This is a genomic window from Zavarzinella formosa DSM 19928 (assembly GCF_000255705.1).
Classification (GTDB): Bacteria; Planctomycetota; Planctomycetia; order Gemmatales; family Gemmataceae; genus Zavarzinella; species Zavarzinella formosa.
Window position 1 is genome coordinate 179,161 of sequence record NZ_JH636439.1, and the last position, 15,931, is coordinate 195,091.

At 61.9% G+C, this 15,931-nt stretch carries 9 protein-coding genes; 4 read left to right on the forward strand and 5 right to left on the reverse strand.

Translation table 11 applies throughout. The annotated features are described in order from the left end of the window. Positions 1–92 precede the first annotated feature (92 nt). The 5 genes from BGIM_RS0101630 to BGIM_RS0101655 all read right to left on the reverse strand — a co-directional run bounded on the left by BGIM_RS0101630 (position 93) and on the right by BGIM_RS0101655 (position 9,285). A complete protein-coding gene (locus BGIM_RS0101630; protein WP_020468059.1) occupies positions 93–3,455 on the reverse strand; it encodes a sigma-70 family RNA polymerase sigma factor in 3,363 nt (1,120 codons plus the stop codon). Between the two features lie 234 nt (positions 3,456–3,689). Beyond that, positions 3,690–6,005, reverse strand: a complete 2,316-nt coding sequence (locus BGIM_RS56805; protein WP_169331880.1) for a sulfatase-like hydrolase/transferase — start codon at positions 6,003–6,005, stop codon at positions 3,690–3,692. Positions 6,006–6,095: 90 nt separating this feature from the next. Further along, on the reverse strand, positions 6,096–6,557 hold the full coding sequence (locus tag BGIM_RS0101640) for a hypothetical protein (RefSeq protein WP_020468061.1): 462 nt from the start codon (positions 6,555–6,557) through the stop codon (positions 6,096–6,098). A gap of 25 nt (positions 6,558–6,582) precedes the next feature. Continuing rightward, positions 6,583–7,542, reverse strand: a complete 960-nt coding sequence (locus tag BGIM_RS0101645) for a DUF1559 domain-containing protein (RefSeq protein ID WP_020468062.1) — start codon at positions 7,540–7,542, stop codon at positions 6,583–6,585. A gap of 912 nt (positions 7,543–8,454) precedes the next feature. Then, on the reverse strand, positions 8,455–9,285 hold the full coding sequence (locus BGIM_RS0101655; protein WP_157368559.1) for an SDR family oxidoreductase: 831 nt from the start codon (positions 9,283–9,285) through the stop codon (positions 8,455–8,457). A gap of 499 nt (positions 9,286–9,784) precedes the next feature. Here BGIM_RS0101655 and BGIM_RS0101665 point away from each other — a divergent pair, with 499 nt between their 5' ends. The 4 genes from BGIM_RS0101665 to BGIM_RS0101680 are packed head-to-tail and all read left to right on the forward strand — an operon-like array spanning position 9,785 to position 15,485. After that, positions 9,785–10,759, forward strand: a complete 975-nt coding sequence (locus BGIM_RS0101665) for a sigma-70 RNA polymerase sigma factor region 4 domain-containing protein (RefSeq protein WP_157368560.1) — start codon at positions 9,785–9,787, stop codon at positions 10,757–10,759. Between the two features lie 32 nt (positions 10,760–10,791). Continuing rightward, a complete protein-coding gene (locus BGIM_RS62445) occupies positions 10,792–11,613 on the forward strand; it encodes a hypothetical protein (RefSeq protein ID WP_020468065.1) in 822 nt (273 codons plus the stop codon). Next, positions 11,501–15,241, forward strand: a complete 3,741-nt coding sequence (locus BGIM_RS0101675) for a GAF domain-containing protein (protein WP_020468066.1) — start codon at positions 11,501–11,503, stop codon at positions 15,239–15,241. Before BGIM_RS62445 ends, BGIM_RS0101675 begins: the two co-directional genes overlap by 113 nt. Then, complete coding sequence (locus BGIM_RS0101680; protein WP_020468067.1) at positions 15,234–15,485, forward strand: hypothetical protein; 252 nt, start codon at positions 15,234–15,236, stop codon at positions 15,483–15,485. Before BGIM_RS0101675 ends, BGIM_RS0101680 begins: the two co-directional genes overlap by 8 nt. Positions 15,486–15,931: the final 446 nt, after the last annotated feature.

Consider the following 15,931-nt stretch of genomic DNA (forward strand, 5'->3'; position numbering starts at 1 on the left):
AGTGGTGAAAATGTTGCTCGACTCATACGCATGATTTGCATTCTTCAAAAATGGCAGTCTGCCCCAGTTAATTTCTCGGGCGGGCAGCCAAGTCATTTCTGGCCGAGTCTGGCCAGGGCGGCCTTCGCTTCCCGCGTCAATCGCGCCCCCTCCAAGCCGGCTGACATCCGGGTGAGGACTTCTTTTGCCTCGGTCGTTCCGATTCGCTCCAACACGGCCACGGCCCGGATTTCCCGCAAGCGTTCGTCGTTTGGCGGGACGGGGGCGGTGGTCGTTGACAACAGACGCTCGATCTGGGTCTTTTGCTCGGCCGATGACGTTCCGGCCAACCCGATGCGGAGTTCGGGAAGCGCCGCGTCGCCCAGTTTTCGCAACTCCTTTGCCGCCGCCTCGCGTTCGGCAAACTCGTCGGATTTCAACTTCGATAGCAAACGTCGGACGACTGCCGGGTCGGCGGCGGCGGCGGGGTTTAGCCGGGCGCGGATCAGGGATACTGCTGCCGTCGGCCGGTCAGACAGCTCCCAAGCGGCTGTCTCGGCTTTTGACGCGTCTGATCCTCCCAAATCCTTCCATAAATCGGCCATCGCATCCACAGACAACACGGGGGCTCCGGTTCCGGTCAATCGGCCCGTCCCGGTCATGTCCCAGACCAAGGCCGTGCCGTCATCTTGGGCGTTGATCAGTCGACGACCGTCCGGCGTGAACGAGATGGCATTCTGTCGCAGAGAGTATCCGTGGCGGGCTTGAAATCGCCGGACGGCCTGTCCGCTCGCCACCTCCCAGACGGCAATTTCCTCCCGTCCGACCACCGCCACCGTCCGACTATCGGGGGCGAAGGCGAGCCGGAGAACGCGCCCGGTCGGCAATTCGGTCATGCGAGCCTTGGTCTCCAAGTCGAAGATGACCAAACTGCCCTGCTTTGGGTCTTGACGAGAAAGCACCCGTGGCACCGCCAACAACTGCCCGTCCGGCGAGAACCGGCTGGCCGGTCCGAGCCCTCCTGTCTCGGAACGAGAAACTACTTCGATTTTTTCGCCCGATCCGAGACGTTCAACCGTCACCCCGGCGACCCGCCAACGGCCATCCGGAGAGTCGGCGGCCATTAATAAGCGGTCCTCGACCACATCATACGGCCGTTCTTTCCGGTTTTTCATTTTGCCGGTGGCCACATCCCATTCCATCGCATAACCTTGTAGTCCGTTACTGATCGGAGTGGTCACGGCGGTGAGCGTGTGCCCGTTGGCCGACAAGCCCAGTCGGTGAGTAGTCTCTTGCCTGGTCATCTCATCCGGGACCGTGAATCTTCTGATCTCTTTGCCCGTGACCGCATCCCACAGTGTCGGCGTGACGTGATCATCGGCCACGGTGATGATTCGCTGTGAATCTGGCAAAAACACGACGCGACGGTCGTTTCCCGACGTCGAATTGAGCCTGCACACCGGTCGGCCAGTGTCCGCCGCCCAGACACGGATGTTCGCGTCTTGCGAATCCGTGGCGATCAATTTCCCGTCAGGACTGACCGTGACGCCGAGAATACTTTCCGTGTGCCCGCCCACGATCAATTCTGGCCACAAAGCAGTTCCCTTCTCCCGGTCAACGATGAAAACGGCGTCCCGACTGTGAACGGCCAGACGTCGGCCGTCCTTCGAAAATGCTCCTGGGTAGGTGGCCGGCCCGGGGATCTCGCTGACAAATTTGCCGGCCGCCGGATCCCATTCTTTGATCTCCTGCGGGCCTCCGAGGAGAATCGTTTTGCCGTCCGGAGCGAACCCCGCCCAATGTCCCCGGCCGACGGGAGATGTGAGGCCAGCCACCCGCTCGCCGGAAGGGACGGACAACAAACGCAGTTCGGGAGGGCGATCATGCACCCATTGTGTCGGAAGGACAGCCAGCGTGCCGCCATCAGGACTGAGTGCGGCGAACCTCGGCCTGACTTTCTGGACCGTCACCCGGCACCGCACCGTGCAAGTGGTCGAATCCACCACGATCACGTCCCTGTCCGTGGCGACCGCCAGCCATCGCCCGTCCGGAGTGAATGAGAGGGATTCGGCATAGCCGAACGCAATGGGGAGTGTGGCCCATGTCTTGGTCTTGAGGTTGCACAGTCGCAGCGTGCCCGCTTGTGAGGTCGTGTCATTGACCGCCAGCATCAATCCGTTCGCGGCGAAGGCCATTTTGTAGGCGTCAACAACGGGCTCGGACAAATATATAACCGGCTTGGGTCTGGAAACGTCCCAGATCGTCAGTTGCTTCGTGTCGAAAGTCGCAGCGAAGCGGGCGTCGGGCGACAAAGCCCGGCGCCATCCGTACCGCGGATCTGCGTTCAGGGGAGTGATCACTGGTGTGGAAGAACCGTTCGCTGGCCACGAAAAGAGCCGAAGGTCTTCGGTCAACGCCACCAATTCCCCGGTCGCGCGAAACCCGATTCCCGCCGTGTCCGGCACCCGGAACCCGATCGTTCCCAACCGCAGGGAGGCCCCGGCCGGAAGCGGATCGCCGTGCAAGTCTTTCCGGACATCCCCAGCCCGTTCGTTGATTTCACGCGGCGGGATCGGGATGAGTTCACAAACGCCTTCTGCCGGAGTTTCGCCCTTGGTTTGAGCGGGCGGGACATCGGGGTGGGGTGTTTGGGTCGACGGGCCGCTCCGGAGCCAGCCGAAGCCGACTATGCCGGCGACGACCAATATTGAAAACGTCTCGAACAAACTTTTCGCGGACATGGGCCAGACTCCGTGAGAAACCGAGACCGGGTTGACGGCGGAGTCGTTGGAATCCACGGCCAATCGAGTGACCGCTTCGGCCAGGGCCGCCGACGGAGCAACAATCGAAGCGGTCCCGGCCGCGAGAATGGCGGCCGGTCCGAAGCCACGGCGTGCCAACGCCGCGCGCAACCGCTCCCGGCCTCGCTCCAATCGTTTCTTCACCCCGTCTTTCGACAATCCAAGAACCTGCCCGACTTCCTCCTGGCTCCGACCGGCCAGATGGAACAGAACAATCGCCTGTCGGTATCGCTCGGGAAGACGATCAACCTCCTCATGAACCGCCGCAATGGCTTCGGCCGTCGCCAAATCGGGCGGAGGAACGTCCGGGCCCACAGGCGTTCTTGCCTCGTGAGCACGGCGTCGTTCGCGAGACCGCCGGGCGTTCATTGCCACCTGCCACGCCGTGCCGTGCAGCCAGGCCGCCAAGGTCGAAGACCTGCCCGCCTCGCCGGCCCTGGCCGCCAGCGCGAGAAAGGTGGCTTGAAAGGCGTCCTCGGCGTCAGCCTCGTTCCGAAGAATGCTGCGACCGACGCCGAGGACCAGGCCGCCATGACGCCGGACAAGGACGGCAAACGCATTCTCATCCCGTTCGTCAGCGAACTTGCCGAGGAGAATTTGGTCGGGCAACTCTTCCGGAATGGCGGCGAGTCGTCGAATGGCGGCGACCAGAGAAGAGTGCGGGGCTGGCTTCATGCGGCATCCTGGATTCGACATCCTTCTACGACTATGTACCCGGCCGAGGAACCCGACGGTACACAAATTTCGGATCGGCATGAAAATGGAAAGGAAACCGGCAAATGGTCTGGCGACGGAGATATTGCTCTCCAGATGCGAATGCTCGCATCCCTCCGCCGCCACCCTTTACATCTTTTAAAATGTCCCGCGTCGACGAGGAATCGGAACCTTTCCGATCACAAGTGTGTCATTCTATTTCAGCCCCGCTCGCGGATATTTTTCTCCCGCTTCGATTCGTGTCTTCAGGATGTTCCGCATCGGGGGCAGCGGACAGGTGGTGTGTTCGGAAACCGCGCACGGGGGATTGTACGCCTTGTTAAAGTCGAGGAGAAAGGTGGCATTCGTCGCCGGTTGCTTTTCGACATCCAAAAACCGCCCCGACAAGTAAGTGGTGTCTCCGGCCGTCTCGTCGCGGAAGATGATAAACAGCCCCTCACCCTCCTTGATCGCGTCCAGCGTGTGAGCCTGTCCCTTCAATTTGAATTCCACGCGGCCGGCGAGTGGTTGCTTGGAAACCTCACCGAGCACGTTCACAATGGTGAGCGTCTTTCCCTCGTCATCAGGGACAAACCTGGCTTCGACCTTGTACGTCTCGTCGGGAGAGTGCCAGGAACAACCCGGGAAATTCTTCCGCACGAGCGACTCGTTGTCGGCCAGACGCAGGATGTATTTGCCATTGCGTTCGATCACATGAATATGGAGACGGCCCAACCCGACCCAGTCTCGCTTGTCCACTGCCGTCCCGAGTGCCCGCTCGCCGATGAACGGTTTGCCGTCGCTGGTCATCGAGACGCCTTTGGCCAGATTCAGCGTGACCATTTTGGCCTTTTGATCGATGCGCAACGTCCCCAGCCGCTCCGGCCCGACTCCCTTGAGTTCGGCGGGAAAAATGATGTCGTTGTCCTTCCCGGCCCCGAAGGTGTTTTGGCCCTCCTTGAGCGGATAGCGTCCCGTCAGCGTGAGCCAGCCGTTGTCAGCCCGGAGTTTCTGTTCCCTCGCGGCCTGCCATTTTCGGATTTCATCCGCATACGAAATCTTCTCGGCAGGCTGTTTCGCCGATGGCACGGCTCCTTTCACAGGAAGGTTCTTCTCGTCCCACGCCTTCCACTCGGCGGTCAGCCGTTGAACCAAGTCCGGGTTGGCTGCGAACAGGTTCTTTTCCTCGGCGATGTCCTTGCCCAAGTCAAACAGTTGCACCGCCTCGCCCCGCTCGGCAAGGACAAGTTTCCAGTCGCCGGAGCGGATTGCCCAGAACTGGTTGAACCGCCAGTAAAGGGTTCGCTTCTTCAGGTCGGCCGTCTCGCCCTTGAGTATTGGCAGGAGGTTCACGCCATCGAAAGTTTTGTCCTTCGGGAGGGCGAGGCCGGTCGCGGCCAGCACGGTGGGGAAGATATCCAAACTGCTGACGGGGGTGTCCAGCGTCTGATTCGGTTTGATCGTCCCCTTCCAGGCGACGAACGACGGCACGCGGATGCCGCCTTCCCAGAGGGAAAACTTGGTCCCGCTCAGCGGCGAGTTGCTCGCGGCGATGTCGTCGATCGGGCCGCCGTTGTCGTTCGTGAAGTAGAAAAGCGTGTTCTCCTCCAAGCCGAGCGCACGCACCTTGGCGACGACCTCGCCAACCGCGTCATCAAGGGCCGAGGTGGTGGCCGCGTAGGCTTTCCGCTTCCCTTCCAGTTTGGGAAAGCGGTCGAGATATTTCTTCGTCGGCTGGAGCGGGGAGTGGCTGGCGTTGAAGGCGAGATAGAGAAGGAACGGTTCGCCCTTGTGTCGGCCGATGAAGTCCGTCGCCTCCCGCGCGAAGGCTTCGGTCAAATAGCCCTTTTCGTTCGCCTCTTCCTCGCCCGATTTCGGCGTGGCCCGGACGATTTTGCCCGGCGCCGAGCCGGCGCTGCCGCCAAACCCGTCGCCTTTCGGCGGCTGGAAGTCCTTCGACAACTCCTTCGGCTCGGGCGACGGGGCGGTTTTCCCCTCGGATCGCTCCTTACGGGTCTTCTTGAACACCATCCGGTCGCCCGGTTTGACCGTACCGGGGACATAACTATGACCGGCCCCGAGGAAGCCGAAAAACTCGTCGAACCCACGCTTCAAGGGGCGGTATTCGGGCTGGCCGCCGAGGTGCCACTTGCCGATGGCGGCAGTCGCGTAGTCGCCGGTTTTCAAGGCATCCGCGAGGGTAGATTCGTTCAGGTTCAGGCCGGTGTCCGGGCCGGGGTTGCCGTCGTAGCTGTGCCGCTGCTGATACCGGCCGGACAGCAGGCCGGCGCGGGTCGGCCCGCAGATCGGTCCCGTCACGTAGGCGTTCGTAAACCGGACGCCGGACGAGGCGAGAGCGTTCAGGTGCGGGGTGGGGATATCCTTGCCGCCTTGAAAACCCAAATCGCCATACCCGAGGTCGTCGGTGATGATCAGGATGACGTTGGGCCGTTTTGCCGACGGTTCGGCGGCGCGGGCGTCGGTCCATCCGGCGACGAGGGCCAGGGCGAGAAGTGCGAATCGTCGACTCATGGTTCGGTCCTTGATGAAATTCATGGCACGGAGGGAACACACGGTACGGCCAGTCAAAGGAGGCTGTGTCTGCCGAACAAACTGTTTCGTTCAGTTCCGTTTCGAGTCCTTCAAGTCGATCAAATCGAGTTCGGTGCGGGGTTCTTTTACCACCACCGGATACGGCGATTTGGCCGGGTCGATGTATCTTCCGCCGAGTTTGTCAATCGGCCGCTTTTTCTGATCAGCTTTCTCCCCGACATGGAGCGGCGGCAGCCAGGCAATGGTGACCTTGTATTCCCCCGGCGGCACTCCGTCGTAGGTCTTGCGCCGGGAGGGATCGTAGGTCGAGAGCTTGTAGGAGCCGTCCGCTTCCACCAAACCAGTCGGGCGGGACATCGGATCAATGATGCTGGCATTCGTCGGCACAAGCGTCACCTGCGCCCCTTCGGCAGGCTGGCCGCCAACTTGCAATTTACCGATGACGGGAACGTATTTCCCATCCCCTCCGGTGCAACCGGCGAGCGCCAGGGCAACTGTCGCCACACCGAACATTTTTAGAAACCGTTGCATTGTTTTCCTCCTGATCGGGTTGATGTCAGTTGCCGGCCAACGCTTCACCACCCTGCCGCGAGTAAAGCGCCACCACAACAGCGAACGACGTGGAATTCGACAGGAACCGAACGGAGCCATCCCCCATGACAACGTTCGCGCCACTGGGATGGAAGGCGTAGATTTCCCCGCCGTTCGTGCAGTTCAAGGCGCACGAGCCGTAATAGGTTCCGGTCGCGGGGTTAAAACTGCGCAAAGAGTCGATGATGGAGCCGCCAATGGCAAAGTTGGCCCACGCTCCCCCCTCGTCGATGGCGGCAAATGAAGGGGTCGGCACGCCATTCACATAGACGATGTTGCGCCCGGCTTCTTCGACAAACAGCAGGGTGTTCGAGGTGCCGTCGGTGATTTCTGAAATCTTGCGATTTACTCCTCGCCCCAAAATTCCCTCACCCGTGTTCGGGTCGTAATTTGGCGCCGGAGTCGGAGCAAAGATATTAGCGGCGTTGAGATCGACGCGGAAGATCGGCACATAGTCAAGCGGACCGCGGCCATAGGGAATGGAACGAGAAGCCGAGTTAACGCCGCCCGGCGATGAGGGGCACGAGAAGGACGGGATGATGGTCTGGTTCACAACGTAGTTCGCGTCGGCGGCCGTTTGGGCGTCCCAAGTGGCGTTCAAATTGTAAGCATTAGAAACATTCCCCTGTTCCAAATATGGCAGGAGTTCCACGGCCCAGCCGTGCGGCACGGAATAAGGTTTGTTGGTCAGCCACGCGAACGATGGGTTGTAAGGGGCCATCGTGAAACCGCCGATGGCGCTTTCGTGGTTGTGTTCGGCGAGGGCGAGTTGCTTGAGATTGTTGGAGCATTTCATCCGGTTGGCGGCCTCCCGGATTTTTTGCACGGCGGGCAGCAGCAGGCCGATCAGGATGGCGATGATGGCGATGACCACCAACAATTCGATGAGTGTAAATCCTTTGCGGCCGGTGAAACGGTGATACATGATTCGGACCTCGGATGCGGTTGATAAATTCGTAGAGGGTGGCAAACGCGGTGCGCTCGCTTCTCATATCGACCATGATGATAAACATGATGACTTTTAGCAACACAGGTTCGCACGGCCTGTCTCCCACTTCGTCATGATGACTGGCAAGGTGGGGATTGATAATTGATGGCAAAGTTCTTTGAAATATGATGTTACGGAAATTAATAGCAAGTCTATCAGACGTGGCCAGACTGCGCCCGACGTGACAGAGTGCGTCTTATGCTGATCTCAGTAAAGATTGTTCAAGCAGATATCAACATTGGTAGTGCAGTTCCCGGCGGAGTGACGAGCATTGGGCAAATTGACGGGCCGCCGTTTTCGCTTCGCCCGACTTGGAATCTCGCTCGTCCGCGTTTAACAAGGCCACATTATAAAGTCGGCGGGGTGTCCGGAAACCGCCCCCAACCTCGGTGGATCCCTTCCAGAACCGTTGTCGGAATGATCTGACAGTCAGCAAATCCTCCTTGCGAAATCGGTTCGACGTGTAGAAATCAGCGTTTGCATGCTTCAAACCTACCTGAGTTTGAATAATGATGATTGTTGTCTGGTGATTTACTCATGTCTGCGAGTTCCCACCAAACAACAATCGACCGACATCAGATCCCCAAATCGCCGGCGCTCAAAATCGACGGTTACGATTCAGTTTTCTTCACTCTCGTCAGTCCACAGTAAGAGTTTTTCAAGGTCGACCGTCGTGTCGTCCGATTAGCAATATTGTTGTTGACAACTCGCCGTCGGGCGAGAATTGTGACGGCCGCCACGACTGGCCTTCGGGTTGCCGTTGCCGATAACGGCGCCCGAACTCCCGTGATCACCTCACATCACTCAAGAACACACAACACCCAACGTCCGTGATTCGTGACGGTCGGATTATGTTGACAGCACCAACCGCACACCCGGTTCCCAACCACCCGCATAATCAAAGACATCGCCGCGGTCGGCGGCCAGCCAAGCCAGCACGTCCGCCAAGTGATCTGGGTCTGAGACGTCGTCGGACTTGGCGGGAGACCGCAACGAGTCGCGGTCTCCACCGGTCAGATTAACCCGGCCGGCCGGCGAATACCGCACCAAGCAGGACGGCACCCCGCCTTGTTCGCATTGACCGATGAAATGCCCGCACATGTACCGCAATCCGGCCTTGGCCACCTGCCGTTCGGGCGAGGACCCCCCGGCCCCGATGAACGCGAGCACCCCGGTCCGTCGAGCCAGCATGCACTTGCCCAAGGCGGCCGCCCCGAGCAGGAAGGGGACGCTCAACGTCTCCGCCACATCTCTCAACACGCCGACCCCGCAAGTATGGCGGACTCCCTTGGCGGCGTGAGCCACGACCAAATCCAACTGACCGCCGGTCTCCATGACAGCGTCCACCACCAAGCCCGCCGACCGTGAGTCCGTTACCGCCGCCGGAATCACGGTCACGCTACCGCCCTGCCGCCGGATGTCGGCGGCGATAGCCTCACCACCCGGACCGGCTCCGAACACGTGATAGCCGTGTCGCAGCGACAGCGCCGCCGCGAGGTTGCCGCCGGATCGAAGATCGGCAACCAAGCCGACTCTCACAGCGGGCGGGGGCCACGGGGCGGGAGAACAGGGAGCCCACTCCGTGTGGTAAGACTGGCCCCGGTCATCGAAGTACTCCGTCCGCGTGTGGTTGGGAAGCGGAGCCCGGAGGACGCCATCCTCCTTTGCATGGAGACTCATCTGTGATCCTTTTGAAAGTAGCCAATGAACCGCCGTCCGGTTGCCTCCGCCGAACGCCGGCCGAAGTGTTCCCATGCCTCGAAGGCATCGACGACGTGTGTGACGCCCAAGTGGCGTCAGGAATAGGGTTGCGGCGGGTTAACTTCCGGACAGCCGGGGGTTCCGCTGACACAAGAGGATGGACAAGCTGTTTTTGATCAAAATTCCTTTCCCAACGCAACTCGTTCTGGTCCAATCAGTTGTTCTCGGCGCCGGACCCTGAGGCCGGTGCGGAGAGACAGATTCCATGGAATTTCATTAACCCCCCGACACTTAGCTTCTGTCGGGGGGCAAAAATCGCAGTTACGTGATGGATCTGACGCGTCGTCCTCCTCTCTCCAGCGACGCGACCGGCGAATCCCTCGGAATGGCAGGCGGCTCGTTGCCGCCGCCGGAAAGGAAGTCTCGCCCGCCGACACAGTCCGGCCGACCGGCACTTCGTGCCTTTGGAGAAGGTGTTATGTCAAAGTCTAATCGCGCCCCAAACCGCGCCGGATCCTCGGGGGCCTCAAGAGACGGGCCGCCGCAATCCGAGTCGCCCCCTGGCGTTACCCAAGAAGAAGTCCGTCAACTGCTACGGGTAGAAGTGGCCCGGCGAAGCAAGAATCTCCCGCCGGAAACCGTCGACGCGGTGATCAACGCGGCTTGCGAGCGGGCACAATCGATCGGGCCCGGCGAAAATGTCATCGTCCGCTGGTATGCCCTCGCGTGGGCGATGGTGGAAGTTATCATGCCGCGGGAGGCGGCCGACAAGGAAACATCAGCGCCGACACCGGTAAGCGAACTCCGGCGGGCCCAAGCCGAGAAGGAGTTCAACAACCTGTATCCGCTGAAGGAGTTTCTGCCGAAATGTAAGCGCTGGCTGTTCAACGCCGGAGTTGACGCAAATGACTTGGATGACTTGTCGGGCGAGGTGGTGAAGGAACTTTGGGAGGCGTTGTGCGTCAGGGAAACAGTCATCCGAAACGCAGACGGTTTCGCCAAAGGCGTCACCCGAAATGTGTCCTTGAGCCATTTTCGAAAGCACGCCAAAGACGCCGTCGTTGCCGACCTTTCGGAAGCCCCAAGCACCGAGTTCGATGATGAAATTCTTGAGTGCCAGTGTCCGTCCGCCGTCAGGGAGGCGTTTGAAGGCTTGACCCCGCTGGGGGAGCAAAAGACCCTTGCCAAACTGATCATGCTCATCATGCAGGCCAGACAGAACGATTTCGGCGACTCGTGGCGTGATGCGGCCTGCCGCGTGATCGACGAACTGAGGCTGGACACGAAGACGCCAGCGGTGAAATCCTTTTCGGTGCTGGTAAATCGGTTCCGGGAGTTCCTCAGCCTGCCTCCTCTCGTCACCGGGGTCCGAAGCGAAACGAATAGTTACCATCCCTTGCCACGCTCGGTGCTTTGGCCCGTTTTGGTGGATGAATCGCCCGATGCTTGTTGAAAACGAACGAACCCTAAACTGAGAAAAGAGCCATGTCCAAACAATTTGACACCAAGACCAAGCCGGCCGGCAACGGATTGCCGCCGGCCCCCAACAACCCAACGCCGCAAGCCCTCGCTGCCATACTTGACATGCTCGACATGATGTCGACCGAGGGATTGTTGAACTTGGCCGGCGAATCCTATCAACTTCGCACCGGTTCTCCACCGTCGCCCGTGCCGGATGCGATCCTGCGATTTGATTGGAAAGTGCCTTCCCCGGTCCTCGGGCAAAACGAACCGCCCCCCGTCCCGGACGTGCTGTTGCAGGCGTCCGGCATCGTGGCGCGCCCGGCAGACTCCCTCGACGTCGTTCCGACCGGAAAACTCTTCACGGTACCCGTCGCCGACTCGGGCCCAGCGTCGGCATCCGGCGGGACACGATCCTGCGGGGTGGAGGTGCCCCTGACGGCAAAGAACGGCAAGCAGATCTTCGGCCGGGTCAGGTGGAATCTGCCCGGGGCCAACGGTGAGCCTGTTGTCCGGCTGCAGTTTTCAAAAACACCCGACACGCAGGTGCGGGGCAACGACCCCGCCCTCTTGCGCCATTTTGAGGGCGCCCGCGTGCGTATCACCGTCCGCGACGAACATCGATGCGTCGGTTCCACAACAGTGGTTCTCCAACTCGACGAAGCAGATGAGTTCGATTTCTGGATCCCCGTGAGTTTCACCCATGATTCCCGAGTCCCGCAAATCAACCTCGATGTCATTGACTGGGTTCCCAAGCCGCAAGCGGGCATTCCGGGGCATCCAAGTCGCCTTTCCGGCCATCGCCGATCCGTGGCCGGACCCCTCGTTGTTCGCATCCGGGCATAATTATGCCGGGGCCGCCGGACGCAACAACCGGGAATGGATTTATCACCTCCGGATCGCCCCGGCCGCGAAGACGTCCAGCGGCTTCCCCAAAATCACCGTCCCCTGGCTCGACACGCTGATCGGGCGTCTGAAGTTGTCCGGCGGGATCAGTCTGGAAGCCAGTGAACTGCTCCCCGGCGTGATCCGGCATCCGGACCAGCACTCGCCGTGGGCCGTGTGCGTGCCGTGGAACCTCGACGGTCGATCATATGAACTGGCGGTGGCCGTCGGATTGCTGGCGGCCGAGGCCGGTCGGGCCGTCCCGGCCGACATTCTCTTCAGCGGGGCTCTCGCCCCCGCCGTTTCCGATGAAACCGGGCCGGCTGGTGTCCGGCTTGCTCCCATCGGCAGCCTGCGCCGGAAACTCGCGCTGGCGCTCGGAGTCAGTGGCAGTCGCGATGCCATCGAACATCTCACCACACACTTGTGCGGGCACCCCAACACGGCCGAAATTCTCGGGCCGGTCGCCGACCGCGTCGTTCCGGGGAAGGTCACATTGTTCGTAACCTCCGGCGAACCGGAGGCCATGGAGGGCTATGAGAAACTGGACATCCACCTGGCAAGCGTCGTGTCGCGATTGACGCCGGACGAGCGCTTGGAAAAGGCCGAAGGTGGAATCCTTCTCGCCGTCGTGGAAGATGTCGCCGCCGCCGCCGCCTTGGCGGGAGTTGCCGTGGCCGGCCCCGAACCGAAGACCGTGTTGTATCGCGTCCGGCGGGATGCCCGGACTTTTCGCCAGTTGCACGCCGACGACCGCCGGCTCGCGGCAGAGTGCGTGCTCGCGGCGTTCAGAGACGAAACGGCCGGCCGGCCCGACCCGGCGGCCGAACTGAACCGCCTTTTGCAAATCCTGATGCGCGAGCTCAACGTCTGGCTGGGGCGACCGGACGCCTGTTTCGCCGGCGATGTTGCCGTGTCGGGCGACGAACCGAACTGGCTGGACACCGTCGCCCGTCAGAACGCCGCCGCCGTGCCGGTCCGGTATCCGGCCGACATCGGCCTGAGTGGCCGGGTTGTGCGGGAGAATGCATGGGTCGTCGTCCCAGACACGGCGGCCAGTCCCGACTTCCGCACGGCGGTGTCACCCGGCAACCCGGCGGCTGAGCGGTATTCGGCAGAGGGGTTCGCCGAGTACATGGCGTTTCTCCGCCGGGTCAGGGGGTGTGTCAAGGTTCCGATTGTGGGCTTGGACGGGACGGTGGCGGCCGTCGTCGCCCTGCACGTCTGCGAACCGGGCCTGATTCCCGCGGACCAAGCCGGCCAGACGGAGTTGGGGGAACACCTGACCTGGCTGGCCGGACTGGGACTATCCGCAGTCATCGGATTGCAGAAGACCTACTCGCCGGACGGCCCGGAGGCTTTCGTGGTCCGGGATTTTGAATACAAACCGGACGACCGGCACGGCGGGGCGTTGACGAAGCGGCGGGAACTCCTGGCATTCGGCGCCCAGTTGACCCGGTGGGCCTGCCAAAATCTGGCCGGCAGCACGCGCAGCCTCCTGCGGGTGCTCGGCCCCGACCGGGAAACACTGTATGTGGTCGGGACGCACGGGTTCGAGTTGTCGCAGGAGGCGTGGGAACAGAAGCATGCGAAACTGTCGTACGACACCGCCGCCGGGGCGGCCGTTCTCGACCGCGTTTCGATCTGGCACGAGAACACGCTGGAACTCGCCCGCACCGCCGCCCGCAAGCGCTTCGAGCCCATCCCCCCCGAGGTCGGGAAAACGGCATGGGCGGTCGCCGCCATTTTGCTGCGGGCACAGGGGCGCATCGTCGGCGTGCTGAACATCGATTGGCCGCAACCGCGGGCGTTCCCGGCGGAGTTCAAAAAAACAGTCGAGTCGGCGCTCGCCCGGCCGGCGAACGCCCTGTTGAACTTTCTCACTGAGGCCGAGTTCAACGATTTGGCCGTCTCGCTTGACAAACTGGCCCCGGAGGACGCCCCGTCCTCGGCAGAAAACCCCGTCAAGGAACCCGCCCGCCGCCCGGACCCGACTCTTGAACAGTCCGCCATGACGGACGCCCTGTCGTCCATGGCCCGGATCGCCGGGGACGCGCGTTATGCGATGCTCTTTCTGCGGGAGGCGGGGAGCGGCTGTTTTGTTCCGGCGGTGGCGCTGGGTCACTCCGACGGCTGGCGGGCCGATCCCGGCCGGCAGGCGGGGTTCCCGTTCGGCGTCGGCATGATCGGCTGGGTGGCCCGGCGAAAGCAGTCCATCCGGTTGGCCAATGCGTTCGCCGAGATTGACGACCCGGCGGGGGTCACCAGCGTCGATACGGACGACCCGCCCAAGTGGGAGCGAAAGCTTTTTTTCCAACGAGAGTTCGAGGGAATTCAGCAATTGGCGTACCTCGCTGTGCCGGTGATCGGGGGCGGGGAGGTTCTCGGGGTTCTCCGTTTCGCCCACCCAGGCGGTCTCTTTCAGTTTGACCCGGTCACCGCCCGCCTAGCGGCCGAAGCCGCCAACCGCCTCGGGGCCGTCCTGTACAAACTCCAGGCCCGGCGGTGGTCGGAGGCATGGACAAAGATGTTCCCTTTCCCGTCCGTCGGGGCGACCGTTGAAGACGTGGCCGCACACATCTTCGACAGGCTGTCCGAATACTTGGGCGGCGAATGCGCGGCCTCCATCCGGGTGCTGGACGATCTGCGGGAACCAACCGGGTCGCCGACGCCGGTCCTTCGGCGGGTGGCGAGCACGCCGAACATCGCCGGTGGACTTGGGGCGATTTTCCGCACCGCAGAGTCCGCCGGCCTTGCGGCGGCCGTCCTGCGGGAAGGACGCGAGATCATCTGCCTGGAGGCGAACTCGGACAGGCCGGCGGGCGCGAAGTACCGGCGGTTGGTCCGGGCGTCGATCGACGACGTGGTCCGGGACCGCACGGAGTCTTATCCCAGCGTGATCGGCCTGCCCTTGAAGGCGGCTGACGAAACCGGGACGGAGAAGCTGTGCGGGACCCTTTACGTCTGCCGGCGGAACCCGAACGCGTTCACCGTGACCGAACTCCGCCACATCCGGATGCTGGCCGAGGTCCTCGGGTCGCAGCTCGCGGCCACGGACAAGGCGGAAGAGGCCGCGATCAGCCGAAAACTCTCCCGCGCCTTGTGCAAACAACTGGACTCCCCGGAACCAAGTTTCGTCCGGCGGCTGGCGGGCGCCTGGCTGCCCGACATCCAAGCGTACCTGCGTGCCGGGCGGGGCGGGGCGTTTTTGTTAACGGGGGGACACTATTGTTGTGTCGCGGACGACAAGCCGGCCTTTTCGGCCGCCGACTGGCTCAGGGAAATGGCCGGCGAACGATCCAGGGTCGTTTCTGTCCCGGCGAACGTCGGACCGCTGGCCGGACTGTTGCCGGACACCTCAGCCCGCTCCCGGGCGATTCTGTCGGTCGGTGACGGGCCGGTGCCCAAGCTCGTCATGGGATTTTTGGGCCGCAATGATGACGCCATCAGTGGTCTGCGAGTCGGGAAAGTACAGGAAGAACTGGGCCTTCTGGCGGGACTGGTCGGCCGGTTTGACAATCACGCCGGCGAAATTGATCGCCGGGCAACGCATGAGAGATCTTCAACACGGAGCAAGGGTCATGAGTGATGCCATCGAGGGAACGCGCGGGGCCGTAGTCGCCGCCGTGGTCTGTGAGACTTGCGTTCGATTAAAGAATCTGATCGACACAGGGGAGTGGGTGTGCCCGAAGTGCCACGGTCCGGACCCGGTGACGGCGGCCCGTCTCCGGACCGAATACGCAGTCGGGAAGTCCGTCCGGCGACCGGTGTGCGAGGATTTGCTGTCGGTTTCGATTTTCGGCGGAGGGGCCGTCGTCCCGGTCGGTGGATGAGGCGGGATTGATCTTGGGCTCCGGGCCGCCCGACGGCAGGCTTCCCCTTGCCCGATTATGGCTCGTCGCGGCAGAGGATGGGAGTCTCGCCGTCGGGCGGCCCGAGATTCGGACACATCGAAAACGAGGCCGTGTGCGGCGAATGATCGTTGGAAAAGAAATTCGCGCGTCCGAAGTAGGAAATCTTGGGGCCGAGGAGGCGGAGCCGCCACGGGACGGGCTTGTAAGGAATCTTGTGTCAGGGGAGTGGAACGGGTATTACCCATCCTCTTTCTTTGACGGAGATTACGCATGGACGCGATCTTGAAATCCCAAGCCGAGCAACTGGCGCGGGACATGGCCGCGCAGGCCACGACGATTGACGACCTCAACGCCCTGATGCGGACGATGATGAAGTCGGCCCTCGAACGGATGCTCAACACCGAGATGGATGTTCATCTCGGACG

What these genes read in the sequence shown, in the direction of transcription:
- BGIM_RS0101630 (WP_020468059.1), bottom strand. Translation starts at nt 3,455, where the DNA reads ATGAAGCCAGCCCCGCACTCTTCTCTGGTCGCCGCCATTCGACGACTC.
- BGIM_RS56805 (WP_169331880.1), bottom strand. Translation starts at nt 6,005, where the DNA reads ATGAGTCGACGATTCGCACTTCTCGCCCTGGCCCTCGTCGCCGGATGG.
- BGIM_RS0101640 (WP_020468061.1), bottom strand. Translation starts at nt 6,557, where the DNA reads ATGCAACGGTTTCTAAAAATGTTCGGTGTGGCGACAGTTGCCCTGGCG.
- BGIM_RS0101645 (WP_020468062.1), bottom strand. Translation starts at nt 7,542, where the DNA reads ATGTATCACCGTTTCACCGGCCGCAAAGGATTTACACTCATCGAATTG.
- BGIM_RS0101655 (WP_157368559.1), bottom strand. Translation starts at nt 9,285, where the DNA reads ATGAGTCTCCATGCAAAGGAGGATGGCGTCCTCCGGGCTCCGCTTCCC.
- BGIM_RS0101665 (WP_157368560.1), top strand. Translation starts at nt 9,785, where the DNA reads ATGTCAAAGTCTAATCGCGCCCCAAACCGCGCCGGATCCTCGGGGGCC.
- BGIM_RS62445 (WP_020468065.1), top strand. Translation starts at nt 10,792, where the DNA reads ATGTCCAAACAATTTGACACCAAGACCAAGCCGGCCGGCAACGGATTG.
- BGIM_RS0101675 (WP_020468066.1), top strand. Translation starts at nt 11,501, where the DNA reads ATGTCATTGACTGGGTTCCCAAGCCGCAAGCGGGCATTCCGGGGCATC.
- BGIM_RS0101680 (WP_020468067.1), top strand. Translation starts at nt 15,234, where the DNA reads ATGAGTGATGCCATCGAGGGAACGCGCGGGGCCGTAGTCGCCGCCGTG.